The organism is Actinacidiphila oryziradicis (assembly GCF_005047355.1).
Taxonomy (GTDB): Bacteria; Actinomycetota; Actinomycetes; order Streptomycetales; family Streptomycetaceae; genus Actinacidiphila; species Actinacidiphila oryziradicis.
This window is the reverse complement of record NZ_SUMC01000004.1, coordinates 1-26,602: the sequence shown is the minus strand read 5'-3', so window position 1 is coordinate 26,602 and position 26,602 is coordinate 1. Positions and strand designations below refer to the sequence as shown.

20 protein-coding genes and 6 pseudogenes are annotated in these 26,602 nt (G+C 69.4%); 16 read left to right on the top strand and 10 right to left on the bottom strand.

Annotation, left to right across the window (positions count from 1 at the left end; all coding sequences use genetic code 11):
- Positions 1 to 107 precede the first annotated feature (107 nt).
- Positions 108 to 536, bottom strand: a pseudogene (locus tag FCI23_RS05685) (CoA-transferase); the annotation flags it as partial.
- A 225-nt stretch (positions 537 to 761) separates the two neighbouring features.
- Positions 762 to 2,126: an MFS transporter gene (locus tag FCI23_RS05680; RefSeq protein ID WP_211265225.1), complete on the bottom strand. Its 1,365-nt coding sequence runs from the start codon at positions 2,124 to 2,126 to the stop codon at positions 762 to 764.
- Between the two features lie 203 nt (positions 2,127 to 2,329).
- Between FCI23_RS05680 and FCI23_RS05675 the strand changes: the two genes are divergently transcribed.
- Positions 2,330 to 2,860, top strand: coding sequence for a PadR family transcriptional regulator (locus FCI23_RS05675; RefSeq protein WP_136722345.1), 531 nt, complete (start codon positions 2,330 to 2,332; stop codon positions 2,858 to 2,860).
- 20 nt (positions 2,861 to 2,880) lie between these two features.
- Positions 2,881 to 3,861, top strand: a complete 981-nt coding sequence (locus FCI23_RS05670) for an NADPH:quinone reductase (protein ID WP_136722564.1) — start codon at positions 2,881 to 2,883, stop codon at positions 3,859 to 3,861.
- Between the two features lie 480 nt (positions 3,862 to 4,341).
- On the opposite strand, the gene FCI23_RS56165 is transcribed toward FCI23_RS05670, so the two are convergent.
- The 3 genes and pseudogenes from FCI23_RS56165 to FCI23_RS05660 all read right to left on the bottom strand — a co-directional run bounded on the left by FCI23_RS56165 (position 4,342) and on the right by FCI23_RS05660 (position 6,592).
- The gene (locus FCI23_RS56165; RefSeq protein WP_169316692.1) at positions 4,342 to 4,509 is read right to left on the bottom strand and encodes a hypothetical protein; all 168 of its coding nucleotides are present in this window, start codon (positions 4,507 to 4,509) and stop codon (positions 4,342 to 4,344) included.
- A complete protein-coding gene (locus tag FCI23_RS05665) occupies positions 4,506 to 5,426 on the bottom strand; it encodes a recombinase family protein (protein ID WP_136722344.1) in 921 nt (306 codons plus the stop codon). Before FCI23_RS05665 ends, FCI23_RS56165 begins: the two co-directional genes overlap by 4 nt.
- A 211-nt stretch (positions 5,427 to 5,637) precedes the next feature.
- Positions 5,638 to 6,592, bottom strand: a pseudogene (locus FCI23_RS05660) (FAD-dependent oxidoreductase).
- On the opposite strand from FCI23_RS05660, the gene FCI23_RS59295 reads away from it, so the two are divergent.
- Positions 6,506 to 6,703: a hypothetical protein gene (locus FCI23_RS59295; protein ID WP_246143453.1), complete on the top strand. Its 198-nt coding sequence runs from the start codon at positions 6,506 to 6,508 to the stop codon at positions 6,701 to 6,703. The pseudogene FCI23_RS05660 and the gene FCI23_RS59295 overlap by 87 nt on opposite strands.
- A 2-nt stretch (positions 6,704 to 6,705) precedes the next feature.
- On the top strand, positions 6,706 to 7,398 hold the full coding sequence (locus tag FCI23_RS05655) for a TetR/AcrR family transcriptional regulator (RefSeq protein WP_136722343.1): 693 nt from the start codon (positions 6,706 to 6,708) through the stop codon (positions 7,396 to 7,398).
- 1,209 nt (positions 7,399 to 8,607) lie between these two features.
- Here the strand turns inward: FCI23_RS05655 and FCI23_RS05645 are convergent.
- Positions 8,608 to 10,038, bottom strand: a complete 1,431-nt coding sequence (locus tag FCI23_RS05645; protein ID WP_136722342.1) for an amidase — start codon at positions 10,036 to 10,038, stop codon at positions 8,608 to 8,610.
- A gap of 127 nt (positions 10,039 to 10,165) precedes the next feature.
- On the opposite strand from FCI23_RS05645, the gene FCI23_RS05640 reads away from it, so the two are divergent.
- The gene (locus FCI23_RS05640; RefSeq protein WP_136722341.1) at positions 10,166 to 10,816 is read left to right on the top strand and encodes a TetR/AcrR family transcriptional regulator; all 651 of its coding nucleotides are present in this window, start codon (positions 10,166 to 10,168) and stop codon (positions 10,814 to 10,816) included.
- Positions 10,817 to 10,961: 145 nt separating this feature from the next.
- On the opposite strand, the pseudogene FCI23_RS05635 reads toward FCI23_RS05640, so the two are convergent.
- Positions 10,962 to 11,471 (bottom strand): annotated as a pseudogene (locus FCI23_RS05635) (site-specific integrase); the annotation flags it as partial.
- Positions 11,472 to 11,621: 150 nt separating this feature from the next.
- Between FCI23_RS05635 and FCI23_RS05630 the strand changes: the two are divergent.
- On the top strand, positions 11,622 to 12,026 hold the full coding sequence (locus FCI23_RS05630) for a nuclear transport factor 2 family protein (RefSeq protein ID WP_136722340.1): 405 nt from the start codon (positions 11,622 to 11,624) through the stop codon (positions 12,024 to 12,026).
- 136 nt (positions 12,027 to 12,162) lie between these two features.
- On the opposite strand, the gene FCI23_RS05625 is transcribed toward FCI23_RS05630, so the two are convergent.
- Together FCI23_RS05625 and FCI23_RS05620 are read right to left on the bottom strand one after the other, a co-directional pair.
- Entirely contained in the window at positions 12,163 to 12,771 is a 609-nt protein-coding gene (locus tag FCI23_RS05625) for a DUF6262 family protein (RefSeq protein ID WP_246143404.1), read from the bottom strand.
- 358 nt (positions 12,772 to 13,129) lie between these two features.
- Positions 13,130 to 14,053 (bottom strand): alpha/beta hydrolase, encoded by a 924-nt coding sequence (locus FCI23_RS05620; RefSeq protein ID WP_136722339.1) that lies wholly within the window; start codon positions 14,051 to 14,053, stop codon positions 13,130 to 13,132.
- A gap of 181 nt (positions 14,054 to 14,234) precedes the next feature.
- Here FCI23_RS05620 and FCI23_RS05615 point away from each other — a divergent pair, with 181 nt between their 5' ends.
- Positions 14,235 to 15,125 carry a helix-turn-helix transcriptional regulator gene (locus FCI23_RS05615; RefSeq protein ID WP_136722338.1) on the top strand — a complete coding sequence of 297 codons (891 nt, stop codon included), beginning with the start codon at positions 14,235 to 14,237 and terminating at the stop codon, positions 15,123 to 15,125.
- A gap of 91 nt (positions 15,126 to 15,216) precedes the next feature.
- Entirely contained in the window at positions 15,217 to 16,653 is a 1,437-nt protein-coding gene (locus FCI23_RS05610; RefSeq protein ID WP_136722337.1) for an IS1380 family transposase, read from the top strand.
- Positions 16,654 to 16,798: 145 nt separating this feature from the next.
- Here the strand turns inward: FCI23_RS05610 and FCI23_RS05605 are convergent.
- A pseudogene (locus tag FCI23_RS05605) lies at positions 16,799 to 17,455 on the bottom strand (integrase); the annotation flags it as partial.
- Between the two features lie 352 nt (positions 17,456 to 17,807).
- Here FCI23_RS05605 and FCI23_RS05600 point away from each other — a divergent pair.
- From FCI23_RS05600 to FCI23_RS63575, 8 genes and pseudogenes are all read left to right on the top strand, one after another.
- Entirely contained in the window at positions 17,808 to 18,626 is an 819-nt protein-coding gene (locus FCI23_RS05600; protein WP_136722336.1) for a TIM barrel protein, read from the top strand.
- A gap of 325 nt (positions 18,627 to 18,951) precedes the next feature.
- The gene (locus FCI23_RS05595; protein WP_136722335.1) at positions 18,952 to 19,863 is read left to right on the top strand and encodes a 2-hydroxy-3-oxopropionate reductase; all 912 of its coding nucleotides are present in this window, start codon (positions 18,952 to 18,954) and stop codon (positions 19,861 to 19,863) included.
- A complete protein-coding gene (gene gcl / locus FCI23_RS05590) occupies positions 19,863 to 21,590 on the top strand; it encodes a glyoxylate carboligase (protein WP_136722334.1) in 1,728 nt (575 codons plus the stop codon). The genes FCI23_RS05595 and gcl overlap by 1 nt, the downstream gene beginning before the upstream one ends.
- A gap of 431 nt (positions 21,591 to 22,021) precedes the next feature.
- Complete coding sequence (locus FCI23_RS05585; protein ID WP_136722333.1) at positions 22,022 to 22,927, top strand: AraC family transcriptional regulator; 906 nt, start codon at positions 22,022 to 22,024, stop codon at positions 22,925 to 22,927.
- A 289-nt stretch (positions 22,928 to 23,216) separates the two neighbouring features.
- Complete coding sequence (locus tag FCI23_RS05580; RefSeq protein WP_246143402.1) at positions 23,217 to 23,663, top strand: nitroreductase/quinone reductase family protein; 447 nt, start codon at positions 23,217 to 23,219, stop codon at positions 23,661 to 23,663.
- 313 nt (positions 23,664 to 23,976) lie between these two features.
- A complete protein-coding gene (locus FCI23_RS05575) occupies positions 23,977 to 25,005 on the top strand; it encodes an aldo/keto reductase (protein WP_136722331.1) in 1,029 nt (342 codons plus the stop codon).
- Between the two features lie 223 nt (positions 25,006 to 25,228).
- A pseudogene (locus FCI23_RS63580) lies at positions 25,229 to 25,927 on the top strand (Pvc16 family protein); the annotation flags it as partial.
- A gap of 87 nt (positions 25,928 to 26,014) precedes the next feature.
- Positions 26,015 to 26,171 (top strand): annotated as a pseudogene (locus tag FCI23_RS63575) (transposase); the annotation flags it as partial.
- Positions 26,172 to 26,602 lie beyond the last annotated feature (431 nt).

Here is a 26,602-nt window from a genome sequence, read left to right as displayed (position 1 = left end):
GGTCGGGGCGGTTGGGCTGCCCGATTGCCGTCCACGTCACCCGGCCTGTACGACGATCGGCACCACGAACGAGCGATCACGAGCGGAGAGGAGGACTCAACTCCCTCTCAGCGCAGGTAGACACCACCGGGGTCGACGTCCCGGCGCAGCAGGCGCAGTTCGTTCTCGGTCGGGGGCGCCACCGTGGCCACGGTTCCGGCGACCAGTAGGGCCCAGCCAGTGGCCGCGCGGACCTGATCCACAGTGACCCCGGGGTGTACGGCCACCAACTGGAGTTCTTCTCCGGGGCCCTGCCTCGCGAGGATGCCCAGGTCGGTGATGACCCGGGTGACACCCGCACCGAGCGGACGGATCCCCTCGGCCAGAGCTCGGTCCGGTCCCGGTGAGGTGCAGAAGTCGAGCCGGTCGGGCAGCGAGCGCGGCTCGTGGCGGCGCATCACGATGAACACCTCGCCGGCGTTGGCCATGACCTCCATCGCGCCGCCCGAACCCGGAAGCCGGACCTTCGGATGCCCCCAGTCACCGATGACCGACGTCTGCTCCTGTCGTTCGGCACGTCACCCTCACGGTCCCCGGCCGATCGGGCCGTCGCCTCTGGTCGGCCTGTCAGGAACACGGGGCGGGCGACGGCTCCGGCCGGCGGCACCGCGGAATCGGCTACGTCTGCGTCCGCGCTGCCGATGCACTGCGAAAGCTCATCTCGATGAGTACACCGGCCGAGACCGCTCTTCAGCGGGACAGGGGGGATGACGCGGTCGCCGTCAGCTTGAGCCTGCGGGCGTCGGACGTTCCTCAAGGTTTCTTCGGCTCCTCAGGCCGGCATGGTCCTCGGCAGGGACAAGCAGGGAGGGCGCCGTCTCCGGCAGGCGCCAGAGAACCGGCAGGGCCACGAGAGCGACGCCGGCGACCATGATCCCCGGGACAAGACGCCATCCGGTGCTGTCGATCAGAGCTTGGGAGGCATACGGGGTCAGACCGCCGAAAATCGTCGTAGCGACCGTTGCCACAGCGAGCCCGCTGAGCCGACCGACGACCGGGAACTGCTCCGGAGCGGAGGAGGCACCCACGGCGCTGACACCACCCGCCACGAGGGCCAGGACCACAGCTCCGGTGAGGGCGAACACGGCACGTCCGCGGGTCATGAACGCAAACATCGTCACTGGCAGGACCAACGACAGAACACCGAAGACCAGGAGCATGGGCCGCCGCCCGAGGCGGTCGGCCATCACACCGGCGAAGGGCGTGATGACGATGACGGCGGCGGAAGCGAGTGTCGCCAGCCACAGGGCATCACCTTCCGCGAACCCACCCACGGACGTCAGGTACGTGGGGACGTAGGTGATACCCACGTAGTAGGTGATGGACCCCAGCGCGGAGATCGTGAACGTCCTGTACAGCGCCGGACGTCGGGTTCGCAACGTCTGCCTGAGCGGGCCGTGGTCAGCGCCGTGCGCCTGCTGGAGCTCCTCGAACGCCGGGGACTCCTGCATGGTGGAGCGAGCTGTCAAGGTGCCCGCCGCGAGCAGGGCGCCGAAGAGGAACGGGATGCGCCAACCCCAGGAGTCCAGCGCCGGGCCGCTGGTCAGCGCGGTGGTCAGCGCGGCTACGCCGACTGCAAGCAGCGCGCCTACCTCGCTGGCGGCGGAGGCGAGGGACGCGACGAGGCCGCGCCGCCGGGGAGGGGCGCCTTCGACGAGGTAGGTCATGACACCGGTGTACTCGCCGCCCACCGAGAAGCCCATGACGCAGCGCAGCAGCAACAGCAGCACGCCCGCCGTGGAGCCGATCTGCTCGCGCGTGGGCAGCAGGGCCGTGACCAGCATGGCCACTGTCATTACAGACATCGAGGCCAGCAGGACCCTGCGCCGCCCCAGCCGGTCTCCGACGCGACCGAAGACCAGGGCGCCGAACGGGCGCATCACGTAGGCGATGGCGAAGACCGCAAGTGCGGTGAGAACCGAGGAGGCTCCCGAGCCGAAGAACACCCGGGACAGCACGGTGGTCATGAACAGGTACAGCGTGAAGTCGTACCACTCGACCACCGTCGAGAACGCCGCGACCGCCATGGAGGAACGCGGCAGCCCGGCTGCGCGGCCCGCCTCGCGTGACAAAGCGGGCGAGGTCACCGGCGGAATGGAGGCAGAGGAGGAATGAAGATCCATGGTTCGGGGCTCTCGGGAAGGTCGGCGGCGTCCCGGACGGGGCGCGCCTGCGGGGACGAGCTGAGCTGCGGGACGTGCGGGCCTCGGCGGTGAGGCGAGCCGTCATCCACCGTAACATCGGTTCGATGTGAATATCGATTCGATGTCGCATGTGAGAGGATGTCCCCATGCTTGAACTCGCGATACTGGGCTTCCTGGCCGAAGGCCCCCTACCGGGTCATGAGCTGCGCCGACGCGTTTCGGACCTGACCGGCTACACCCGCCCGGTCAGTGACGGCAGCCTCTACCCGGCCATCAACCGCCTCGCCAAGGCGGGCCTGCTGGAACGGCAGGCCGATCCGCGCGCGGGTGCAGGCCGCTACATGCTCAGCCTGACCGAGGCCGGCCGCGCCGAGATGCTGGAGCGCCTGCGCAAGCCGGCCGACCACGAGATCACCGACTTCACCCGTTTCTACACGGTGCTCTCCTTCCTCTCGCACCTCCCTGACGTGGCCGAACAGCACGCGGTGCTGCGCCGACGCCTCGCCTTCCTGGAGGAGCCGGCCAGCTTCTTCTACGACGGTGACCGGCCGATGCGCGCCGAGGAGGTGGCCGACCCCTACCGGCGTGGCCTGCTTCTCACCGCCCGCGCGACCAGCCGCGCCGAACGCGCCTGGCTCCGCGAGGCCCTTGGCGAACAATCACCTGAGACCCCGTGAACGACGCCGGAGGTACGTCCATGCTCGCGTCCTGGTACGACCGGCAGGGCACCGCCGCCGACGTCCTGCGCGTCGGTGAACTGCCCGACCCTCACCCCGGCCCCGGCGAGGTGCGGGTCCGTGTGACCGTCTCGGGCGTCAATCCCGGTGACACCAAGAAGCGGCGCGGGTGGCTGGGCTCCTCGATGCCGTATCCGCGGGTCGTCCCGCACAGCGACGCCGCCGGCGTCATCGACGCGGTGGGCGACGGCATCGACGCCCACCGCGTGGGAGAGCGGGTGTGGGTGTACGGCGCCCAGTCCTACCGGCCCTTCGGCACCGCCGCCCAGTACACCGTCGTACCCGATCAGCAGGCCGTACGGCTTCCCGACCACCTCACCGACGAGCTCGGCGCGAGTCTGGGCATCCCGGGCATCACCGCTCACCGCGCCGTTTTCGCGGACGGCCCGGTCGATGGCCGTATCGTCCTCGTCCACGGTGTGCTCGGCGGCGTCGGCTCCCTGGCCGCCCAGCTCGCCCGGTGGGGCGGCGCCACCGTCATCGGCACCGTCCGCCGCGGCGACGACCTCGCCCACGTCGACGCGACCGCCGTCTCCCACACCGTCGGCCTGGATTCGGCCGACCCGGTAGCAGCGATCCGCTCGTACGCGCCGGGCGGCGTCCACCGCGTCGTCGAGGTGTCCCTGTCGGCCAACGCCGACCTCGACAATGCCGTCACCGCGCTCGACGCCGTCATCGCCGCCTACGGCACCCACGCCGACCGTACCGAACTCCCCTTCTGGCCCCTGCTGTTCAACAACGTCACCCTGCGGCTGCTCGGCAGTGACGACTTCCCCGCCGTGGCGAAGCGACAGGCCGCCCACGATCTGACCGCGGCCGCCGCGGTCGGCGCCCTCACCGTCGACGTCGCGGACCGCTACCCGCTGGAGGACATCGCCAAGGCCCACGAACGGGTCGACGCGGGCGGGCGGGGCAGGGTGGTGGTCACCGTCCCCGGCTGACCGGAGCACGGCCGGTCGCCGCGTTGTCAGGAGGAGGGGCATTAGTCCTGCGGTACTAATCGCGGCCCGTCGATTCGGTGCCACAGGGGGCAGGGAGCGCGGGAAATCGCACCGGCCTGGCAACCAGACGGGCCTGTGCGGGCGAGTCAGGGCATCGCGGCGCGGGCGCTCGGACCTCGTGTCCCGTATCTGCCCCTGGATCTCTGGGGCCGCTCACAGTCCTATTGCCTAGACAGCCCGGTCGACCCCATCTGTAACACCCCCGCACCAGACGTCGGGGTCAGCGGCCAAAAGTGGGAAAAGGCGTTCGAGGCTTGCACTCCGAGTGAAGTGAACAGTTCAACCAGCATCAACGCAGCGCTAGGCTGCGGACACCTCGACGGGGTCCCCTTCGGCCCGTTCGTCTTCGGTTTGCCGCCTTCCTCAGGCAACTCAACAAGCCCTCCCGTTGAGGCGACGACTGCGGCCACCCTGGCGCGGTCAGTCCTCCGCTCCGTCCTCGTCGATGTCGGTGGCATCCGGGTCCCGCAGGGGCCGCAGGGTGCCGCCAGCGGGGGTGGAGGCGCGGAAGCTGTAGGGGTAGCGCCGAGGTAAGCCCAAAGGCCGCCAGTACTTGATCTTGGCGCGTGTGGTGCTCGGTCCGCTCAACGCAGGCCGGCAGCCGGAAGCGCGTTGACGCGGTTCTCGTACTCGCGGCGGGCCTTGCGCTGGGCCGGGATGGCCGCGGTGGCATCGAGGGGCTGGCAGCGGTCGAGGAGTTGACGGTGGACCGCGGGCGCGGCGGTGATGCGCAAGGTGTAGCCCTGGCCGCGTCGTACGGTCACGCCCTGGTCGAGCGCGGTCCGCTCGACGGGCTCCAGGTCGGTGGTGCGGAGGAAGTCAGCGACCTTACCCGGCATGTCGAGGACGACCGGCAGCTCTGGGCCCGGGGCGCCCGGGTCGACGGCCGTGTGCTCGTGCAGGAGGTCGGTGACGGCGGTGCGGATGGCGCCCCGGCTGACGTCGTGGTCGCGGGCAAGGGCGGCGATGGACCGGCCCTTCAGGTACGCCGTGCGCACGGCGTCGGTCTTCCCTGCCGGGACGGCCGGGCGACGCCCGCCCTTGTTGCCCTTGGCCTCTGCGGCCCGCAGCCCGTCGTAGGTCAGCTCACGCTGTAGGTCGCGCTGGAGTTCGCCGGCGGCCGCGAGGGTCTGCACCATGAACTTCACGGTGGACAGCAGTTCTCCAGTGCGCGGGCGGCGTGCGGTGAGGTCCATCGCGGAGAACGCACCGTCGTGGATGCGCAGGGCAAGGCGGTCGCGGTGCAGGACGTCGAGCACGTCGATGATGTGCCCGGTGCCGCGTACGAGGCGGAACATCTCGGAGATGTGCACGGTGTCGCCCGGCCGCGCGTACACCAGTAGTTCGCCGAACTTCGGGCGCTGGAGCGGGTGGAGGCGGCTGGAGGTACCGGACTCCTCCTCGAACGGGATCGGGTCCTCGATCCCAGCCTCGGCCAGAACGAGGTTCTGCCGGGCGGTCGACTGCTGGTCGGTCGACACCCGCTTGTAGACCAGGTTCGCCATCGGGGCCCCTTCCGTACGGAGGATCGGACCCTATCTGTCACCAAACCCTGTCATCAATCACCAACGGATCTGATTGGATCCGCGCCGCCAACAGACCCCGAAAAGTCGGGGTTCGTTGGACGCCCGCCGCGCCTGTCGTCATTCGATCGTTTGCCGACAGGCCCGGTAGGAGGATTGGACCGGTTAGTGCTGGTGCTCTCGCGCTTGGCAGTCAGGATGGCTGGACTTGGTCGAAGAGGGCGAGGGCTTCGGCGGGGTCCGGGCTCACGAGGCGTTCCAGACCGGCCATCGTGATCTTCGCCCATCTGCCGGCCCGTGCCCACATCTGTTCCTCGAAGGCGCGGACGGCCTCGTCCAGATCTCCAGGGCCGGTGGCGATGGACTCGGCGAGTTCGGCGCCTTCCAGCATCGCGAGGTTCGCGCCCACCCCCAGTGGGGGCATCAGATGGGCGGCGTCGCCCAGTAGCGTCACCCCGAAGACGTGGGTCCAGGTTTGGGACACGGGCAGGACGTAGAAGGGGCGGTGGACGAAAGCGGTGCCGTTGCGGAGGAGGTCGAGGACGGGAGCGTCCCAGCCGTCGAACAGAGCCAGCAGGCTCGATCGCACGGCCTCGACGTCGGCCAGGTCCAGGTTCGTGTGCCAGTCCAGCGGCGCGCGGAATTTGGTGTACACCTTCACGTGGCCGCCGCTGTTGCGCTGGGCGACGAGGCTTCGGTTCACGCCATACACAGCCACGGAACCGTCGCCGATCAACCGGGCGAGGTCAGGGTGGCGGGTGTCGACGTCGTCGAGGGAGGTCTCGATCGAGGTGACGCCGGTGTAGTGCGGCGTCACCGACGAGACCGCCGGGCGGACCCGGGACCAGGCACCGTCCGCGCCGACCACGAGGTCGAACGTCTCCTGTCGCCCGTCCGCGAAATGGACCAGTACGCCATCCCGGGTCCCCGGCACCACCTGCGTCACGCCCCGGCCCCACTGAACGTCGAGAGGGCCGAGCAGCAGGTCACGGAGTTGCCCGCGGTCGATCTCGGGATTGGCCCGGTCATCTGGACGGGGTCGCCAGTCGCGCAGGACGGTCATGCAGGTCCAGCGTGCCGCCCGGGGGGCGGGCGTCGGGGGCGGGATCGCGTTCGAGGACGGCGACGGGGTAATCATGGCGGTGCAGGACGCGGGCGAAGGTAAGGCCGGCAGGACCGCTCCCGACCACAGCGATACGATGTCTCATGTCGATACACTGTATTTCCCCATTGCGATGCATCGCAACAGAACGGTGTGACCATGACTGTGTGGGACCGGCCGGAGCCGCCGACTCGCCCCGTGCCGCTCGACCGGGAGCGGATCGTCGCCGCCGCCATCGCGCTGGCCGACGAGGGCGGGCTGGAGGCGGTGTCGTTGCGCAAGGTCGCCGCCCGGCTGAACGCCGGCCCGATGCGGCTGTACGGATACATCTCCACCAAGCAGGAGCTGTTCGACCTCATGGTGGACGAGGTCCACGCCGAGATCCTCCCCGAGGAGCAGCCCGGTGACTGGCGGGAGGCGCTGCGCATCCTCGCCCAGCACACCAGGCAGGCCGCTCTCCGCCACGAATGGCTGGCCGACCTGCTCGGCGGCCGCCCGACCCTGGGCCCGAACGGCCTCGCCGTGACCGAGGCCAAGCTGGCCGCCCTCGACGGCCTCGCCGACATCGACACCGTCATGCGCGCCGTGGAGACTGTCAGCGCCTACTTCACTGGCGCGATCAGGCGCGAGGTCGCGAACCTGCGGGCCGAGCGCGCCACGGGCCTGTCCAAGCACGACTGGCAGCGCGCCTCCGGCCCGCATGTGATGAGAATGTTGGCCACGGGCCGCTTCCCGGCGCTGACCAAGGCCGTGTACGACGGCACGGACGTGGACGCCGAGGCATCCTTCGCGACCGGCCTGGACTGGGTCCTCGACGCCGTGGCCGCCAAACTCACCCGGCCGCCGGCGTGACGCTCAGCTCTTGCCTAATGTGAGCGAGGTCGGGGTCGGTGTCCACGGGCCGTGCGGGCTTGCGCCGCCACCACTTCATAACGTTGGTGCTGCAATCGGGGCCCTTCGCCATCCGCTCGTGCGCCGCGGCCGCCGTAACCGTGGAAGGGCCCGTCAAGGTCACCATCAGCCCAGGCACTGCCTCGACATGTCCCTCCGACACCGGCCCCAGATCCCTCGGCCTGCATGGCTTGTTCGCCTTGTCCCGTCCCATGAGCTGCTCAACGATCGGCCCTCGCCTTCGTACTCCTCGGCGACCATGGCCCAGTCATAGAAGCTCGACACCGCGGCCAGGATGCCGTTCACCGTCGACGGCGACAGCAGACTGCCAGGCAGGCCCGCTCCGCCGACCACAACCGTCAACCCGAGACGCTGCGCTGGCCGGCGGCTCGGCTGACGGCGCAGGAACCCCAGCAGCCGCAACGCATCCGGCGCCCGGAACTCCCGCGCCAAGCCCACCGTCCTTGCCTCCCTGGGCCTGCCCCAAGGGGCGGACGAACACCTGGCCACGCGGGCCGCGCTGCTGGACGGCACCTATCGGGAGGTGTCGGGCCGCCTGCCGGACAACGCGCAGATCTCGCCGTTGGGGGCGGGGTCAGCTCGAACAGCGCCGCGATCGCGGCGGCCAGCTCGTTGCGCGGCGCCCCAGAAACCGGCAGACCGGGCCGACCTCGGAACCGGAAGCGTCGATCAACCGGACGCGACGGACGACGCCGCCGTCGCGTTCCTTCACCACACGCAGTTCGCAGTCCACAGCACCGCTCAACGAGCTGCGGCAAGGAGCGGTACGCCTATAAGCCGAACATCACCCGCGAGTGTCCAGATAAGAACCTGCTCGGCCGGTATTCCTTCCAGCTTCCCGACCTGCCCGGCGGGTTGCGGCCGCTGCGCGACAAGGACACCACCGACGAGGAATGACTCCCAACGAGCCAGTGCGGTATCCCGAGGGCAGTAGATCCCGCCGGTACTGCTCGGCGGCTTCCGCACGAAAGCCTGGAGGGCCAAGTGGGAGAGCGAGGAGTGGTGGCGGGCCAACGTCGAGTTCGGCCGCGCCATCCAGGAGGACGGCCCGTACCGCCGCTGGCCGAGGGGCCGCTGCCCGGGTGCCGCACCCTCGCGCCGGATTTACGCGCAGAAGCCGATGGTGCGTGCCCTCTATGGACGAAGGGCTCAATAAGCCCGGCCTCCCACGCGCGGGTCGACTGGTGTGAGAACTCCGAGCCGGTCCTCGATCGCCTGGGCCGCGCACAGGCACAGGTCCTCCCGGAACGCGCGCCCGACGATCTGCACTCCGCAGGGGAGCCCGTCGACCATCCCCGTCGGTACGGCCACACCGGGGACACCCACGAAGCTGGTCACGGTGCACAGACGCATTCCCGACCCGACCCGGTCCCTGCCTGACCTGTCACGCGACTCCAGCCCCGGCTCGACCGGTGGCTCGGTGAAGACCGGGCCGAGCAACAGCGGGTAGTCGTCGAGGAATTCGGCCCATGAGCGGCGGATGTTCATCCAGGTGCCCATCAACTTCATGAACTCGTCCGCGCTTGCGGGCGGGGTCTGCTCCATCATCATCTCGATATAGCGGTCCCCGCCGCTGCCGAGCAGCTTGCGCACCACCGGCCAGGTCGGGGCGAACTCAGTCACAGTGATCCGGCCATACGCCTCAAGGGCCTCGTCCATCCGCGGCACGTCCTGCACCTCGCGCACGTCGTATCCGGCGTCGCGGAGTGCGTCGGCCGCGGTCGCGATGGCTCCGCGAATCGTGGGGTGGATGCCGTGCCCGCCAGGGTCCGCCACGACCGCGACCTTCACGCGTCCGGGGAGCGGTTCGCCGTATGCGGGCACCGGCACGGCGCGTGGGTCTCGCGGATCGGTCCCGGCCAGTACTTCGTAAGCAAGCCGAAGGTCGCCCACGCTCCGGGCCAGCGGGCCGTCGGTGACCAGTATCTGGGACGCCGGGCCGGGGTCGTCCGGGCCGAGAATGCGGTGGTCGGCGGGGAACCGGCCCGTGGACGGCTTCAGCCCGGCCACGCCGCAGAACTGGGCCGGGATGCGCACTGACCCGCCAGAGTCGTTGCCGAGCCCGAGTGCCGCCATGCCGGTGGCCACGGCCACCGCGTCGCCCCCGCTGGAGCCGCCCGGGGTCCGGCTGCAGTCCCACGGGTTGACCGTGTCGCCGAACAGCTCGCTGCGCGTGTGCATCCCTGCCAGGATCAGGGTGGGGATGTTGCTGTGCCCGATGGGGATGGCCCCTGCTGCGCGCAGCCGTGCCACCGGGGGTGCGTCGGCCGACGCCACCAGATCGCGGAAGCGCTCCGTGCCGAACGTGGTTGGCACGCCTTCGATCGCGGTGCTCTCCTTCACTGTGAAAGGCACGCCCGCGAGTGGTCCCAGCATTTCACCGGCGGCCCGCCGACGGTCCATCTGTGCCGCGGCCTCACGTGCGCGCTCCGCCAGGAGCTGCGTGACCGCGTTCACCTGCGGGTTGACCTCGGCGATCCGATCCAGGTGGCTGTCGACCAGTTCGACAGCTGAGACTTCTGCGCTGCGCACAGCCTCCGCCTGCGCGGCGGCTGGCATCTTCCACAGGGCGTCCTGCATGGCTCTTCCCTCCCCATCTCGTACCAATGCGTTTGCATCGGAACCGAACCGTACGCTGGAACCGATACGAGCGCATCGCATAAAGTGCTGCGAAGGCAGAGCGCTGTGAAATAAGGAGGGGACGGGCATGCCCAGGCAGGTGGATCACGTGGGCCGACGCCGCCTTATCGCCGAGGCCGTCTGCCACCTCGCCGACGAACGTGGGCTGGAGGGTGTGACCCTTCGCGACGTCGCGGCCCGCGCGCAGGTGTCGATGGGCGCCGTTCAGCGGTGCTTCCGTACCAAGGAAGAGATGCTCGTGTTCGCTCTCGGGCACATCAGTGGGCGGATCATGGAGCGCGTACAAGCCCGCCTAGCCAGGAGCGCGGCCCAGTCGGCCGGCACCGCCCTAGGGCACGCGGCCACGGAGATCTCGCTGCTCCGGGAAGAGCACCGCGCCGAGGCCAGGGTCTGGCTCGCCTTCGTTGCGCAGGCAACTGTCAGCAAGGTGCTCGCAAGGAAGCTGAAGGCGAACTACGCAACCCTGCAGGAGGCGTTCACCCGCCTCATCTCGGAAGCCGGCGAGGGCGCTGCTTGCGCCGTGCCCCTCGATCCGCAACGCGAGGCCCGCACCCTCCTCGCCCTCGCGGACGGCCTCACCGCGCACGTCCTCATCGGCCATCTCACCTCGCAAGAGGCACACGACGTCCTCCATGCACACCTGGCCGGCCTCTGGGAGCAACCGGTCCGGCCTCCTCACACCACCTTGAACCTCCCGAACCGCTCAACCGCACTCTGACTCACCATCCACCATCCACCATCAGGGTCGCCGACCGCCGGTCGTCGACTTCACACGCTCTCCCTTCCCCGGACTCACCACTTCCGTGAAGACCGACCGGGCCAGGTGAGGCGAGGAAGCGACAGGCGTATCGGGCTGCCTGCGTTCAGCGTCGGCTGTTGCCGGGGGCGAGCAGGCTGGTGACCCCGGCGATCGCCTCCGGGGACGGCTTGAAGTATCTGCGGACGTTCTCCGGTTTCTTATGCCGTGACTTCGCCATCAGCATCAACAGGCTCGCCCCGGCCTCTCCGAGGTGGGTCAGGGAGGAATGGCGGTATTCGTGCAGGTCCCATCCGGTCCCCGGCCCGTGCACGGCGGTGTGCCCGTCCAGCAAAGCTCGGGCCTGCCCGTACGACAGCCGGGCGAAGCCGGTGTCCGGGCACACGTCGCGCGGGCTGACCACCTTGCCGGGGCCGGGCTTGCGGTGGGTGACGAACACCGGCCCGCGCGTACGGCCCTTGAGCAGGCGGGGCAGCAGTCGGGCCGTGCCCGCGTCCCAGTACACGGTCTCCAGCACGAAGTCCTCGCGCACACGGCCGCCCCGGCGCCGCGCGGCGGCGCCCTTGGCCTTCACCGGCGCGCGGCGCCCGGCCAGATCCAGCTCCTCGATGTTCAGTTTACTGAGCGTTGGAGTATCCGGAACGTCGTTGAGCTGGGGCGATGCGTCGCGTAGGTGTCCGTGACGTTCCGGTCTCCGTTGCCAGTCTCGTGACTGACACAATCAGGGAGATCCACATCGCTCTTGAGCTCCGGTGAGAGGACTGCCATGACACTTTCAGCCGAGGATCGGGTCGCCATCGCCGAGCTGATCTCGATGCACGGTCACCTGTTCGACGGCGGAGAGTTGGACAGGCTCGGCGAGTTGTTCACCGCCGATGTCGTCTACGACGTCACAGACTTCGGACAGGAGCCGTTGAAGGGAGTGGCGGCCATTCGAGAGGCCGCCCTCGCGTTGGGCGAGTCGAATCCTGTTGGCCATCACGTCACGAACATCGTCCTCACTCAGATCGTTGACGGCCAGGTGCACGCTCGATCCAAGGGAATCGGCATCAACGCAGACGGCACGACCGGAAGCGTGACCTACGAAGACACCATCACGCGTGGTGATCAGGGTTGGCGCATCAGCTATCGCAAGGTCCTCGCGCGACGGGCGCCTCTGGGCGGCAAGTAGAGCTGTTCTCTGTCCGGGCGCCGCGTCTGTAACAGCGCAGCCAGCCAGTCGCCGCCGACGGTGATCCCGCAGCAGCCTGACCAGAGGCTGGGCCGGGTGGGCGCTGACAGGGCCGAGGTGTAGGCCGGTTGCAGAGTCATTGCTGGTCGTGTTCAAGAAGTTGGGCTTCGAGGTCGGCGGTGCGTTTGTCGGCGAAGCGGAGGTTGGAGCGGGCGCCTTCGAGTCGTTCCTGCAGCGTTCGGTGTTCCTGGGTCAGCTGCTGGACACGACGCTTGAGGGTGGTGTTCTCGGTGGCGAGCCGCTGGACGGACTCGCCGGGGACCATCTGCTCGAAGTCCCGTAGTTGGCCCATTAGCTCCCCAATCCGCTGTCGTTGAGCGAGGATCTCGTTCTGCGTTCGGGCCAGCTGATCCTCGGCGTTGAGTGCCCGTTCCCGCCATGAGGCCTCAACCTGGTCATGCTTGTTCTGGGCGACCCGGTCGTGGCGGCTCCTGCTGGCTGCGACGGCGGCCTGGACGAGGGATCGTGCGTCCGTGTTCTCGTATAGGAAGGAGGCGGACACGTCCGCGCGGTGAGCGATCGCGCGGACGGTGAGGCGTCCGCGTTCGCGGCGGAGCTGGCTGATGGCCTTCTCGACGCGGGCGAGCTTGTCCCGGGTCTGGCGGTGGCGGGGGTCGTGTCCCGCCTCGTGGTGTAAGCGACCTTGCTCGACGCGTTCCGGTAAGCCACGTGTCGGCCATCCCATGGGCCACGGCTCCCGCGCCTCCTGGCCGCCTGAACACCGCCCCGACCGGGCCCGAACCACCCACCAACGCCATGGAAAGCCGCCCACCCGACGCGCCAGCCGGGCCACACTCCTGCCCACCCACCCCGCAACGGACCCGACGCCCGCACAAGCCCGGACCTGACCAGCCATCGGACACTACCTGCGGATTCGGGTCTGACCTGGACGATGAGGCTTGCCCAAGGTCTGTACAGTCCGAGCTGGAAGGCACTTTCTGCGTGCGGGTTCCGGGCTCGGCATCGTCGTTCTCATATCATGGGCACCGCTGCAAGCCACCTCGTGGCCGAGCCGGCGCGCTGAGGTCCTCAGGACGGCCGGTTTAGTTGGCCTTGGCCAGGTGGGTCCCGAAGAAGTCGGTGAGCTTCGAGACTGCGGGGCCGACGTACTGCTCTTTGTCGTAGAGGTCGACGTGGCTGGCTCCGTCGATCCAGTGCAGTTCCTTGGGGCTGCGGGCGTTCTGGAATGCCTCCACGGCCATCCAGGAGGTCACCGCTTCGCTTCCGACGATCATCAGCAGCGGGCGTGGCGCGATCAGGTCGACGAAGCGGAAGGCGTCGAAGCTGACCAGGCGCTCGACGCTGGACCAGGTGAGGAACTTGGCCGAGCGCGGGTGCTGGGCGCGGTCGGTGCGGTAGTACTCGAAGCCCTCGAAGCCGTGCCGGCCGCCCAGGGCGCGGGCCTGCTCGGCGGTGTCGGGGAAGAGCCGGAAGCTCTGCACGCCCTCGCCGCGGGCTTCAGCGGTACGCGCGGCCGCGGCCGCGTCGAGCATGCCCTGGATGACGGTGGGGTCCTGCGCGCCGTCGGCGCCCAGGCGGAACTGGCGGGCGATGTCGACGGCGCTGACGGTTCCGACGGCTTTGACGCGGTGGTCGGTGGCGGCGGCGGGAAGCACATACCCGCCGGAGGCACAGATGCCCAGCGCCCCGATTCGGTCGGAGTCGACATCCTCGCAGGTGGTGAGGAACGAGACCGCGGCCTTGACGTCCTCCACCCGGTGCGCCGGGTCCTCCAGGCCGCGCGGGGTCCCCTCGCTCTCGCCCTGGTAGGCGGCGTCGAACGCGAGGGCGACAAAGCCCTGCTCGGCCAGGCACCGCGCGTACAGGCCGGCGGCCTGCTCCTTCACACCACTGCCGGGATGACCCACCACGATCGCAGGGCGGGGGCCGCCGATTTCGCTGTCGGGGGTGTAGAGGTGGCCGGCGAGCTTCAGGCCGGCGCTGGGAAAGGTGACGTCCGTCTTCATGGTGGCGCTCTCCGGTCATGCAGGGGGCGGGCCCGCCCCTGGGGCGGGATCCGGTGACCGCGTCGAGTCCGTCGGCCACCTCCACCACCGTCGCGCCGCCCAATACGAGGTGCCAGGGAGGGTCCTGCCTGTGCAGACCAGTACCAGGCACGCAGCCGCAACCTGGCGGACACTGGGACCCATGGAAAACCCCGGCCAACCTCCCGGCGGCAATGAACTGGGCGACTTCCTTCGCGCCCACCGCGCCGCCCTGGACCCGCACCGCGTCGGCCTGCCCGACGACGGCCGCCTGCGCCGGGTGCCGGGCCTGCGCCGGGAGGAGCTGGCCCAGCTCGCGCACGTGAGCATCGACTACGTCGTACGGCTGGAGCAGGGCCGGACCCGCCGGGTGTCCCGCCCGGTCCTGGACGCCCTCGCCGACGCGCTGCGGCTCGCCCCGGACGAACGCGCGTACCTGTTCACCGTGGCCGACGTCACGCAGGCCGCCCCCGCCCGGCAGCCCGCCGGGCAGAAGGTCGACCCGCAACTGCAGCAGCTGCTCGACGGCATGCACGACATCCCCGCCATGGTCCTCAACCGCCGCATGGACGTGCTGGCCTGGAACCGGGGTGCGACGGTCCTGCTGACCGACTTCGCCGCGCTGCCCGCACATGGGCGCAACCTGATCCGGCTGACCTTCCTCGACGACGCCTACCGGTCCCTGTACGCGGACTGGCCACGCGCCGCCCGCGAGTGCGTCGCGGTCCTGCGGATGGAGGCCGGACGCAACCCCAACGACCGGGCGCTGACCGATCTGGTCGGCGAACTCACCGTCCGGGACCCGGACTTCCGGACCTGGTGGGCAAGCCACCAGGTCCGCGGGCCCAGGCAGCTCACCAAGACCTACCGCCACTCGGTCATCGGCACCGTGACCCTCGACGTCCAGCAGTTCGGCGTCGACACACAGCCCGACCAGCAACTTGTCGCCTACACGGCCCCACCGGACTCCCCCTCCCAGGAATCACTGCGCTTCCTCCTCCAGTGGTCCGCCCAGCCGGACGACCACACCACGAACCGAAACCGCCACTACTAGCCCGCACCTCGTGCCCGCAGCTGTGTCCGGATCATGAACGGGAAAGCGAAAGTGCCTTCTGAGCTGGGACGATGAGGCTTGTCTAGGGCTTCTGTCATCCGAGCAGGAAGGCACTTTCGAAGTGCACACTACCGGGTCGCGTCCCAAGCTTGTCGTCTCGGCCGACGGGCGCGGAGCGGTCAGCCACGCCGGATCCCGGCTACTGGCGGACCTCGCCGACGCCACCGGCCTGACCGGCGCCTTCACCAACGCGCTACGTCGCCTGCGGCCGCGTGGAACCGGGCACGATCCCGGACGGGTCGCGGCCGACGTGGCAGTGATGCTCGCCGACGGCGGCGAGGCCATCGCCGACCTCGCTGTTCTGCGCGACCAGCCCGGAGTGTTCGGCCCGGTCGCCTCCACCCCCACCGCCTGGCGCCTGCTGGCCGACATCGGCCCTGCCACGCTGGCCGCCCTACGCGCGGCCCGCGCCACCGCCCGGGAGACCGCCTGGCTGCAGGCCACCGACACCCGCAACGGGATCCCGGCCTCCCACGCCGGCGGACGCGACCTGCCCGGCCTGGTCCTGGACCTCGACGCCACCCTGGTCACCTGCCACTCCGACAAGGAGCAGGCAGCACCGACGTACAAGCGCGGCTTCGGCTTCCACCCACTGCTGTGCTTCCTGGACAACACCGGCGAAGGACTGTCGGGCCTGCTCCGGCCGGGCAACGCCGGAGCCAATACAGCCGCCGACCACATCACCGTCCTGGACGCGGCCCTGGCCCAGATCCCCGACGCCCACCGCCACGGCACCGACATCCTCATCCGCGCCGACAGCGCCGGAAGCGCCAAGGCGTTCCTGGCCCACGTGCGAGCCCAGCGCGGCCGGGGCATCCGTACGTCCTTCTCCGTCGGACACGCCGTCACCGAACCGGTCCGCCGTGCGATCCGGGCCCTGCCCGACCAGGTCTGGCACCCCGCTCTGGAACAGGACGGCTCCCTGCGCGAGGGCGCTGAGGTCGCCGAACTGACCGGCATGGTCGACCTCACCGGCTACCCGGACGGCACCCGGATCATCGTGCGGCGCGAGCGGCCCCACCCCGGCGCCCAGCTGTCCCTGTTCGACCTGGACGAGGGCATGCGCCACCAGGTCTTCCTCACCGACACCCCCACCGCAGGCGGCGGATCGCCGCAGTTCCTGGAGGTCCGCCACCGTGCCCACGCCCGCGTCGAGGACCGCATCCGCTGCGGCAAGACCACCGGCTTCGGCCGCTTCCCCTCACGCCACTTCGCCGTCAACACCGTGTGGCTGGAGCTGTCCCTGACCGCGATCGACCTGCTCGCCTGGATGCGCACCCTGCTGCTGGACGGCGAACTCGCCGACGCCGAACCCAAGAAACTCCGCTACCGGCTGCTGCACGCCGCCGCCCGCATCACGCAAGCAGCCCGCCGCATCCACCTACGGATCGCCGAAACATGGCCCTGGCGCCATGAGCTCACGGACGCCTTCGCCCGCCTCGCCGCCCTGCCCCGGCCTGCCACCTGAGCGGCGGAACCGTCCCGTCCGCCCACGGCCCGAGGAACCCTGGAGCACCCGACCACGCGCCGGGCCCCCGCCATGCCCACCCACCCAGAACCCTCGCCACCGCGATCAACACAGCTCAGCCAGCCCCAACCGAAACGCGGAGGGTTAGAGTGCGGTCGAGGAGTTCGTGGCGGCAGGTCTTCATCCATCTCTCCATGATTGAGTTCATGCGGGGCATCCGGACCCCGCTGAGGACGACCCGGATGCCGGAGTCGGCCAGGATGGCGTCGAAGAGCTCGGGGAGCTTGCCGTCCCGGTCGCGGATCATGAACTTTGCCCGGCTGCCTGCGTCTTCGAGATCCATCACGAGATTTTCGCGGCCTGGGCGACCCAGGCGGCGGCGGGGTGTTCGGTGGCACCGAGGACGCGGATGCGCCGGCTGGTGTGCTCGATGACGGCGAGGATGACAGCCTGGTGCCGGCCAGGGTGACGGTCTCCGGGAAGTCGCAGGCGAGGAGGGCCTCGGCTTGGGAGCGCAGGAAGTCCGCCCAGGTGGTGGATCCGCGCTGCGGTGCGGGGTCGATGCCGGCCTCGCGCAGGATGTGCCCGGGACGAGCAGTTCGCCGTGGATGCGCCGGTCTCCCCAGCTTGGGTTCTCGGCCGCCAGGCGTAGGACCAGGGCGCGGATGGAGCGCACGGTCCGCGGTCGCCCCGGGCGCTTGGGCTTGGACGCCTTGGCGTGGCGTTTCCGGATGACGTCACGGTGCCGCTTGAGGACAGTTTCGGGGCGGACCAGCAGTCGCAGGTGACGCAGCATGTTCATCGATAGCCGGTGGAGCAGCGTGATTTCGGCAAGCACACCGTTACTGGGACACGCTCCTGGCTAGGGACGGCGGGGAGAACGGCGCGTGGCGCCCGACCCTGCGTTGAGCATGCCGTGGACCTCGGGAAACCGCATCCGGGGCGACCCACGGGCGGGCGCCGCCGCGGCGCCGGCGCCGCTTCTCCGACGGTCCCGCGTCACCGCAGGTAGCGACGGTGTCCCGGAGCGCAATCCAGTGCCAGCCCCTGGGGGCCCGCCCGCGATGCGCGCCCCCTTGACAGTCGCTTCAGGACTGCACCAGACTTTCCGTAATACAGAATCTAACTTCCGCAATACGGAAGGAGCGCCCCGCATGGCACTCTCCGACTCGCGCTTCGATGTGAACCTCTCGATCCTCTTCACCGAGTTCCCGCTTCTGGAACGGCCCGCGGCGGCCGCCGCGGCGGGCTTCACCGCGGTCGAGCTCTGGTGGCCCTGGCCCGACTCCCCCACCCCGGACCCAGCCGAGCTCGATGCCTTGCGGGACGCGCTGCGCGACGCCGGCACACAGCTGGTGGGCCTGAACTTCTACGCCGGGCAGCTGCCAGGGCCGGATCGCGGTGCCCTGTCCATCCCCGGAGAGGAGTCGGACCGCTTCCGGGCCAACATCGGCGTCGCGGCCGACTTCGCCGATTCGGTGGGCTGCCGGGCGCTCAACGCGCTTTACGGCAACCGGGTCGCGGGTGCCACGCCCGAGCAGCAGGACACGCTCGCCCTGGAGAACCTGGTGGCGGCCGCGCAGGCCGCCGACCGGATCGGCGCCATCCTGCTCATCGAAGCGCTGAACACCCCCGAGTCCCCGGACTATCCGCTGGTCACAGCGGAATCGGCGGTCGCCGTGGTGGACCGGGTCAACTCCGTCTCCGGGTTGGGCAACACCAAATTCCTGCTGGACCTGTACCACCTCGCCCGAGGCGGCGCCGATCTGCACGAGGTCATCGAGCGGTATGCCGACAAGGCCGGCCATGTGCAGATCGCCGACAATCCCGGGCGCGGCGCCCCCGGCACCGGTGAGCTCGACTTCGTAGCACTCCTGGACCACCTGACGAAGGCCGGTTACGACGGCTGGACCGGCCTGGAGTATAAGCCGGCCGGTGACAGTGCGGAGAGCTTCACATGGCTGCGGCGGTAGCAAAAAGCAGGGCTTCGCCCCGGGCCCCTTTATTTGCGCGCGGGCCGGTGGCCGCGTTGGGCCCACCTGTTCCGCCCCGCGGAACGCCTGCCCACAACGGTCGCACCATCCAGCCCGTCCGGCGTTTGAGGACTGGGGGTCCCCCCACGCCCGCAGGGCGTAGGGGGCGGGTCTGGGGCGGAGCCACCCACGCGGCGCCAGCCGCATATGAGCCGCAGCCGGGACAAGGCAGGGCGGGGAAAGCGCCGCAGGCCGCAGCGTCCGCGCTGCCGAGCCCCAGCCAAGCCCGTCCGGCGATTGAGGACAACAACACCGAGAGGACGCCATGCACAGCGACACAACACTCCCCCGCGTCGCCTGGATAGGCCTCGGCATCATGGGCTCCCCCATGTCCGAGAACCTGATCAAGGCCGGCTACCACGTCACCGGCTACACCCTGGAACAGGACAAGCTCGACCGCCTCACCGCCAACGGGGGCACCCCCGCCGCTTCCATCGCCGAGGCTGTCAAGGACGCCGACGTCATCGTCACTATGGTCCCCGCTTCTCCGCAGGTCGAGGCGGTTGTCCTCGCCGAGGACGGGGTACTGGCGCACGCGCGGCCGGGCGCGCTGCTGATCGACATGTCGTCGATCACCCCCCAAACCTCCGTCGACGTCGCGCGAGCCGCCGCGGCCACCGGAAAGGGCATCCGTGTCCTGGACGCGCCGGTCTCCGGCGGCGAGGCCGGGGCGGTGGAGGCGGTGCTGTCGATCATGGTCGGCGGTGAGCAGGCGGACTTCGACGAGGGCCGGCCCATACTCGACGCGCTCGGCAAGACGATCGTCCTGTGCGGCCCACACGGCGCCGGGCAGACAGTCAAAGCCGCCAACCAGCTGATCGTCGCCGTCAACATCCAGGCGTGCGCCGAGGCCGTGGTCTTCCTGGAGAAATCCGGCGTGGACCTCGAAACCGCTCTCGAAGTCCTCAACGGCGGTCTCGCGGGCTCGACTGTACTGACCCGCAAGAAGCAGAACTTCCTGACCCGGGACTTCGCCCCCGGCTTCCGGATCGACCTGCACCACAAGGACATGGGCATCGTCACCGACGCCGCCCGCAATGTCGGCGCCGCGCTGCCGGTCGGCTCACTCGTCGCCCAGCTGGTCGCGTCCCTGCGTACGCAGGGTGACGGCGGCCTTGACCACTCCGCTCTGCTGCGTGGCGTCGAGCGGCTCTCCAACCCGAAGGTGAGCGACTGATGACCGAGAGCACCGCCAAGATCCCCGCCATGCAGGCGGTCGTCGAGGTCCTCAAGTCGGAGGGCGTCGACACGGTCTTCGGCTGCCCCGGCGCGGCGATCCTCCCGCTGTACGCGGCCCTGGAGGCGGATGGCTCGATCGAGCACCTCATCGTCCGTCACGAAGAGGGCGCGACCCACATGGCTGACGGCTGGGCCCGTACGAACGGAAACGTTGGCGTGGCGATCGGCACGTCCGGACCCGCCGGGACCAACATGATCACCGGCCTCTACACCTGCATCGCCGACTCGATCCCGATCATCTGCATCACTGGCCAGGCGGTGTCATCCAAGCTCCACCAGGAGGCCTTCCAGGCGGTCGACATCGTCGATATCGCCAAGCCGGTCACCAAATGGGCCGTGCAGATCAAAGAGGCGGCCCAAGCTCCCTGGATCTTCCGCGAGGCCTTCCGGATCGCCCGCGAGGGCCGGCCCGGACCGGTGCTGATCGACATCCCGCTGGACGTGCAGAAGCAGCTCATCACGTACCGCCCTGAGCTCGACGCCCCGCTGCCGTTGAAGACCGTCGTCCCGCACGCACCACGTGTGGAGGCCGCACTCGACATGCTGCTGGCCGCCGAGCGGCCGTTCATCCTGGCCGGCGGCGGTGTGATCCTGTCCGAGGCGGCCGCGGAGCTGCGCGAGCTGGCCGAGTACCTGCAGATCCCGGTGCAGGTCACCCTGATGGGCAAGGGCGCGCTGCCGGACGACCACCCCCTCAATATCGGGATGACCGGCATCCAGACCTCGCAGCGGTACGCCAACACGTCCTTCCTGGAGTCGGACCTGATCCTGGCCGTGGGCGCGCGCTTCGGCGACCGGCACACCGGGACGCTGGACACCTACCGGGGCAACCGGAAGTTCATCCACGTCGACATCGAGCCGACCCAGCTCGGCCGGGTCTTCGAGCCGGACCTGGGCATCGTCTCGGACGCCAAGCTCTTCCTGCAGGCGCTGCTGCACGCGGCGAGGTCGAGGGGCGCGCAAAGCAAGGCCGGCGCGTGGGTGGCCCGCGTCCAGGAACTGAAGCAGACCCTCACCCGGCGGGAGGACTTCGACACCGTCCCGATCAAGGCGCCGCGGGTCTACAAGGAGATCAACGAGGTCTTCGACGAGAAGGCGTACTTCGTCACCGCCATCGGCCTCTACCAGATCTGGGGTGGCCAGCATCAGAAGACCCACCTGCCCCGCCACTACCAGGTGTGCGGGCAGGCCGGTCCGCTGGGCTGGGAGATCCCCGCCGCGATCGGCGTCAAGAAGGCCCTGCAGAACACCGACCCGGACGCGGAGGTCGTCGGCATCGTCGGCGACTACGGCTTCCAGTTCCTGGTGGAGGAGCTGGCGGTCGCGGCCCAGTACAACGTGCCGTTCGTGCTCATCATGCTCAACAACGAGTACCTGGGGCTGATCCGCCAGGCCTCGATCGGCTACGAGATGAACTACGAAGTCAACATCCACTACGACGAGTACGGCACAGACAACGTCAAGATCATGGAGGCGTACGGCTGCTCGGGCCGCCGCGTCTTCAACCCCGCCGACATCCGCCCGGCCATCGAGTGGGCCCGCAAGGAGGCCGCCTCGACCTCCCGTCCGGTGCTCGTCGAGATCATGATCGAACGCGAGGCGAACACGCCGCACGGCATGTCGATCGACGGCGTGAAGGAGTTCGAGCCGCTCCCCGAGGCGTAGGCCTCACCACGATCTCCGGACGGCGGCGCGCCTGTCTTGTCGCGCCCGGGGGCGCCGCCGTCCGGAACCGCGCCCGCACCGTACGGAAATAGTCGTACGGTGCGGGCGTTTCATTCCCGAACTTCCCCGGTGGCGGACCATGGGCACAGACCGCGTCACCGGAGCCCGAACCGCCCTGGAGTTACGAACCATGGCAGAGAGCGTGAGGGTGCGCTGCCGGGCCTGCCGTCAGCAGCACCACTACACCGCCCCGTCTTCCCGTGCGCCTGCGGCACCGTTCCCTGAGTATGCCGAAGCTCGCCGGCCAGCTCGGCGTCGGCGTGCCGGGGACGCACCGTGCTGAGCTGGTTCCGGAAGATGAGGAAGTCGCACTCCTTGCACGATCCTCTTGCTGGGGGCGGTCACCGCGAGTTTCGTGTTGCAATAGTGACATGTCTCTGGACGAGCTTCGCGAACTGCTGGAACGGCATGTGCGTCCCGATTTGACCACTGCCATCGACGGCGTCCGGATCTGCAGGGCAGAGCATACCGCTTCGCCGGAGTCCTCGATGTCCGGCACGGTGCTGGCGGTCGTCGCCCGGGGCGGCAAGCGTCTCGCGCTGGGGGACCGGGTGTACGAGTACGGCGCTGGTCAGTACCTCGTCGCCTCGGTCGACCTCCCGGTGACGGGGCACGTCATCGACGCCGCCCCGGGCCACCCCGCGCTCAGTTTCGGGATGACCCTGGAACCCGCCGCCATCGCGGAGCTGCTGCTGCAGGCCGGGCCGGGGGATCTGCCGCGGTCCCCCGGCACCGCACGGCGGGGAATCGCGGTCAGTGACGCCCCGCACGAGTTGCTCGACGCTGTCGTGCGGCTGCTGCGCCTGCTCGACCGGCCACGGGACCGGAAGGCACTGGTCCCGCTGGTCAAGCGCGAGATCCTCTGGTGGTTGATGACCGGGGAACAAGGTGACGTCGTCCGTCAGCTCGGCCTGGCCGACAGTAGCCTGACGCACATCAGAGGCGCTGTGCGGTGGATCCGGGAGAACTACACCAGGCCCTTCCGTGTCGAGGAAGTAGCACAACTTTCGGGGATGAGTGTCTCCGCTTTCCACCGGAACTTCCAAGCGGTAACAGCGATGACCCCGATCCAGTTCCAAAAGCACATCCGGCTGCAGGCAGCGAGATTGCTGCTGGCGAACAGCCCTAACGACATCACCGGCGTCGGCAATCGCGTCGGATACGACAGTCCGTCCCAGTTCAGCCGGGAGTATCGGCGCCTGTTCGGTGCTCCGCCCAGCCTTGATGCGGTACGCATGCGTGGGCAAGCCGGTCCCGCTGCTGCGGCGCTGCCCTGAAAGTCGCCTGAGCGAAGAGGATTGTGCAACCAAACGAGACGATCTTGCTAGCCCTGCGTTTGCGGTGCTGTTTTCCTGGAGGTACCGGAACGTGCCATGGATTCCGGGACAGTCACCACGAAGCAGGAGGCGGGCAATGAAGGTGCCGACCGCTCACCGGACGCTCACCGAACGCTCACCGAACGCTCACCGACAGCCTCCAGGGGAGAAGTATGAAGTACCGCATGCTGGGCCGGACCGGAATCGAGGGCGGCGACGTGTCCCTCGACGACGAGCGGCCGACCGGACTGTGACCGCGGATGACGCCGTCGCGCACGCCCTCGCCATCGGACCGGACTCCTCACCGGCCGAGCGCACCATCGACATCACAACGCTGGGCGCACGCACCGGCATCCCGCGCCGCATCGAGATCTGGTTCCACCGCGTCGACGGTCGCTGGTACCTGACCGGCATGCCCGGACCCCGCAACTGGTACGCGAACCTGCGCGCCCATCCGCGGTTCATCGTGCATCTCAAGCACGGGGTCACGGCCGACCTGCCGGCGACCGCGAAGCCGGTCGACGAGCCGGCACGACGGCGAGTGATCACCGCGGTCCTCGACCTGCAAAACCGGCCCGAGATCGCGGCTCGGGTCAGCCGGCGCCAGAACCTCGACGACTGGCTCGCGCGTAGCCCGCTGGTCGAGATCGTGTTCGACGACGAGCAGTTGCGGACGGCGTCCTCGGCGCGGTCCTGATAGTCCGAACCATCCGGGATCGGTGACGTCGTGTCCGTCGTCGGGTCGGGTTCCCGGCCTCAGCACGCCGGCTCCTTCCCGTCTCGCGGCGTCCACCAGCGCCGGCCGGCGCAATGCAACACCGTGACGTTGTATCCGGGCGTCTCAGCCGGTGCTCGAAATTCGTTGCGGGGGCCGTGGCGCCGTAGCGCAACCCGTCGATCAGCAGAGCCACCAGGCGCTGGGTCTGGTCGGCGTCGTCGGCGGGGGTAGGGCACCGGCACGGAGCCGACCACTCGCCGACCACTCAACGAACGCCTCCAAGGAGAGAACTATGAAGTACCGCACGCTGGGCCGGACCGGAATCGAGGTCAGCCCCTACTGCTTGGGCGCCATGATGTTCGGGGCCATGGGAAACCCCGACCACGACGACTCGATCCGGATCATCCACAAGGCCCTGGACGCAGGGATCAACTTCGTCGACACCGCCGACGTGTACTCCGGCGGCGAATCCGAGGAGATCGTCGGCAAGGCGCTCAAGGGGCGCCGTGACGACGTCGTGCTCGCCAGCAAGATGCACTACCCGATGGGCGACGACCCGAACCACCGGGGCAATTCACGGCGCTGGATCATCGCCGCGGTCGAGAACTCCCTGCGCCGCCTGCAGACCGATCACCTCGACCTCTACCAGGTCCACCGCCCCGACCCGGCGGTCGACGTGGAGGAGACGCTGTCGGCCCAGTCCGACCTGATCCACAGCGGCAAGGTACGCGCGATCGGTGCGTCGTCCTTCCCGGCCTCGGAGATCGTCGAGGCGCAGTGGGTCGCCGAGCGGCGCGGCCTCGAGCGCTTCCGCACCGAGCAACCGCCGTACTCGATCGTCAACCGGAGCATCGAACGCGAAGTCCTGCCGGTCTGCCAGCGCTACGGGATGGGCACGCTGGTCTGGAGCCCGCTGGGCCAGGGCCTGCTCACCGGCCGATTCCGCAAGGGCCGGCAGATCGACACCCACCGGTCCGGCGGCATGCCGCAGCACTTCAGCGACGAGCGCAAGCTCGACGTGGTCGAACAGCTCATCCCGCTCGCCGACAAGGCCGGCCTGCCGATGACCCACCTCGCGATGGCGTTCGCGATCGCCCACCCGGGCGTGACCTCGGCGATCATCGGGCCGCGCACCATGGAACAGCTCGACGACCTGCTCGCCGGCGCCGACGTCACCCTGGACGACGAGGTCCTCAACCGGATCGACGAGATCGCTCCGCCCGGGACCGACGCCGGCCCCAACGACGTCGCCTACACACCGCCGGCGCTCTCGAACGTGAGCCTGCGTCGCCGGCCGGTCGCCGAGCGCTCCGCCGCCTGAACGACGGCCACGTGAAGGTCCGTCATTCGGATCGCAACTCGCCTTCCACCCCGGAGTCGCGTCGATCACGAGGTGATCGGCATGGCAACCGCCGAGAAGATCGCCGCCCTTTCAGCATGATCAGGGCCTGGTGGGCGGAGTCGGCGAGGTTGACGGGTCCGTCGGCGTCGGGTAACCACACCGCGATCCCGTAGGACTGCAGCTGCGGGATGATCAGCTGGGCTTGGCGGCCGGAGAACGCCCGCTCGTACTCCCCGATCACGACTGCGTCGAACGGCCGGTCCGGGTCGCTGGCGTCCTGCAAGAGTGCCTCCGGCGCACCGTCCAGGAGGCGGTCCAGGCCGGCCCCCGCACCTGGCAGCAGTACGCCGACCTCGACCAGCAGCCGGACATCGTACGGCTGAGCCTGCTGCCGCTGGACGTCGAGGACCTGACCAAACTCTGGGCCATGCTCTTCCACAGCCCCTACCGGCTCTCCCTGGTCTACCAGGCGACGGTGGTGCTGCTGGAGGGAGACGCGGCGCTCGCCCCGGTACCCGAGGTGCGTGAACGCACCATCCAGCTGGCACCCTCCACCGCCGTCCCCTCCACCGCCACCCCCGGCACCCTACCCTCGGCCGTGGCTGAGCCGCCGGCGGCCGGTAACGCCCAGGAGCCGACCGAGGAATGGCTTGCCGCGAACCAGCGTCACCTGGTGGCCGCACTCGACGTGATCCGGTGCCGCCTGGCCACAGCGGACGACGACACGATCGCTGAGGCCCAGCGGCACCGGAACGAGCTGCGGGAAGCGATGCCGGGCCCGCCCGCCCTGGAACGTATCGCGGAGCGCCTGGATCTTTCCGAGTTCGAGCGCGAAGTCCTGCTCATGTGCGCCGGTGCCGAGCTGGACACGGCCTTCGCCCACGCCTGCGCCGCCGCCCAGGGCGACCCCGCCCGCACCTACGGGATGTTCGCCCTGGGCCTTGCTCATCTGCCCGGCGCGCACTGGAGCGCCACCACCCCGGCAGCGTCCGACAACCCCCAGGAGCGGCTGAACAAAGAGATCCGCCGCCGCACCGACGTGGTCGGCATCTTCCCCGACCGCGACGCGGTCCTCCGCCTCGTCACCGCCGTCCTGGCCGAGCAGCCCGACGAATGGACCGAACAACACCGCTACGTCGGCCCCGACATCCTCACCAACCGCACCGGCACCTCACCTGACGCCACCGACACCACCGAAGCCGACGGACCTCCATCCGCCCTCGGCCGAGGCCATATGAGTGACCCCGAGCCAGAACCCCCACAGCCTCAGCGGTACACCACGTCCGTGGACGTGACCGCGAGCGCCGGCCTCAAGCGCTCGACGAGGAATCCGGCGCCCCTCGGAACAAGGCACCGAGAGCGCGAGGACAGCTGCCCCCACCTGCGGCATTCGATCCCCGGGGCACTCCCGGGACCGCGCCGAACAGTCCCGGGCAAGAGCCCTGATCGCCGAGGTGGTCCTGGAGGCGTGCAGGGCGGAATTCCAGCCACGCCGGTGGCGCAGGAACCTCGACTCGCTGTGCGTGAGATGGCAGGGTGTGCGGGCATGGAGCAGCGAGCTGTGTCTCGGGGCAGA

What these genes read in the sequence shown, in the direction of transcription:
- FCI23_RS05585 (WP_136722333.1), top strand. Translation starts at nt 22,022, where the DNA reads ATGTCTCTGGACGAGCTTCGCGAACTGCTGGAACGGCATGTGCGTCCC.
- FCI23_RS05640 (WP_136722341.1), top strand. Translation starts at nt 10,166, where the DNA reads ATGCCCAGGCAGGTGGATCACGTGGGCCGACGCCGCCTTATCGCCGAG.
- FCI23_RS59295 (WP_246143453.1), top strand. Translation starts at nt 6,506, where the DNA reads ATGCAGGTCCAGCGTGCCGCCCGGGGGGCGGGCGTCGGGGGCGGGATC.
- FCI23_RS05655 (WP_136722343.1), top strand. Translation starts at nt 6,706, where the DNA reads ATGACTGTGTGGGACCGGCCGGAGCCGCCGACTCGCCCCGTGCCGCTC.
- FCI23_RS05575 (WP_136722331.1), top strand. Translation starts at nt 23,977, where the DNA reads ATGAAGTACCGCACGCTGGGCCGGACCGGAATCGAGGTCAGCCCCTAC.
- FCI23_RS05615 (WP_136722338.1), top strand. Translation starts at nt 14,235, where the DNA reads ATGGAAAACCCCGGCCAACCTCCCGGCGGCAATGAACTGGGCGACTTC.
- FCI23_RS05630 (WP_136722340.1), top strand. Translation starts at nt 11,622, where the DNA reads ATGACACTTTCAGCCGAGGATCGGGTCGCCATCGCCGAGCTGATCTCG.
- FCI23_RS05595 (WP_136722335.1), top strand. Translation starts at nt 18,952, where the DNA reads ATGCACAGCGACACAACACTCCCCCGCGTCGCCTGGATAGGCCTCGGC.
- FCI23_RS05625 (WP_246143404.1), bottom strand. Translation starts at nt 12,771, where the DNA reads ATGGGATGGCCGACACGTGGCTTACCGGAACGCGTCGAGCAAGGTCGC.
- FCI23_RS05620 (WP_136722339.1), bottom strand. Translation starts at nt 14,053, where the DNA reads ATGAAGACGGACGTCACCTTTCCCAGCGCCGGCCTGAAGCTCGCCGGC.
- FCI23_RS05645 (WP_136722342.1), bottom strand. Translation starts at nt 10,038, where the DNA reads ATGCAGGACGCCCTGTGGAAGATGCCAGCCGCCGCGCAGGCGGAGGCT.
- gcl (WP_136722334.1), top strand. Translation starts at nt 19,863, where the DNA reads ATGACCGAGAGCACCGCCAAGATCCCCGCCATGCAGGCGGTCGTCGAG.
- FCI23_RS05670 (WP_136722564.1), top strand. Translation starts at nt 2,881, where the DNA reads ATGCTCGCGTCCTGGTACGACCGGCAGGGCACCGCCGCCGACGTCCTG.
- FCI23_RS05600 (WP_136722336.1), top strand. Translation starts at nt 17,808, where the DNA reads ATGGCACTCTCCGACTCGCGCTTCGATGTGAACCTCTCGATCCTCTTC.
- FCI23_RS05665 (WP_136722344.1), bottom strand. Translation starts at nt 5,426, where the DNA reads ATGGCGAACCTGGTCTACAAGCGGGTGTCGACCGACCAGCAGTCGACC.
- FCI23_RS05675 (WP_136722345.1), top strand. Translation starts at nt 2,330, where the DNA reads ATGCTTGAACTCGCGATACTGGGCTTCCTGGCCGAAGGCCCCCTACCG.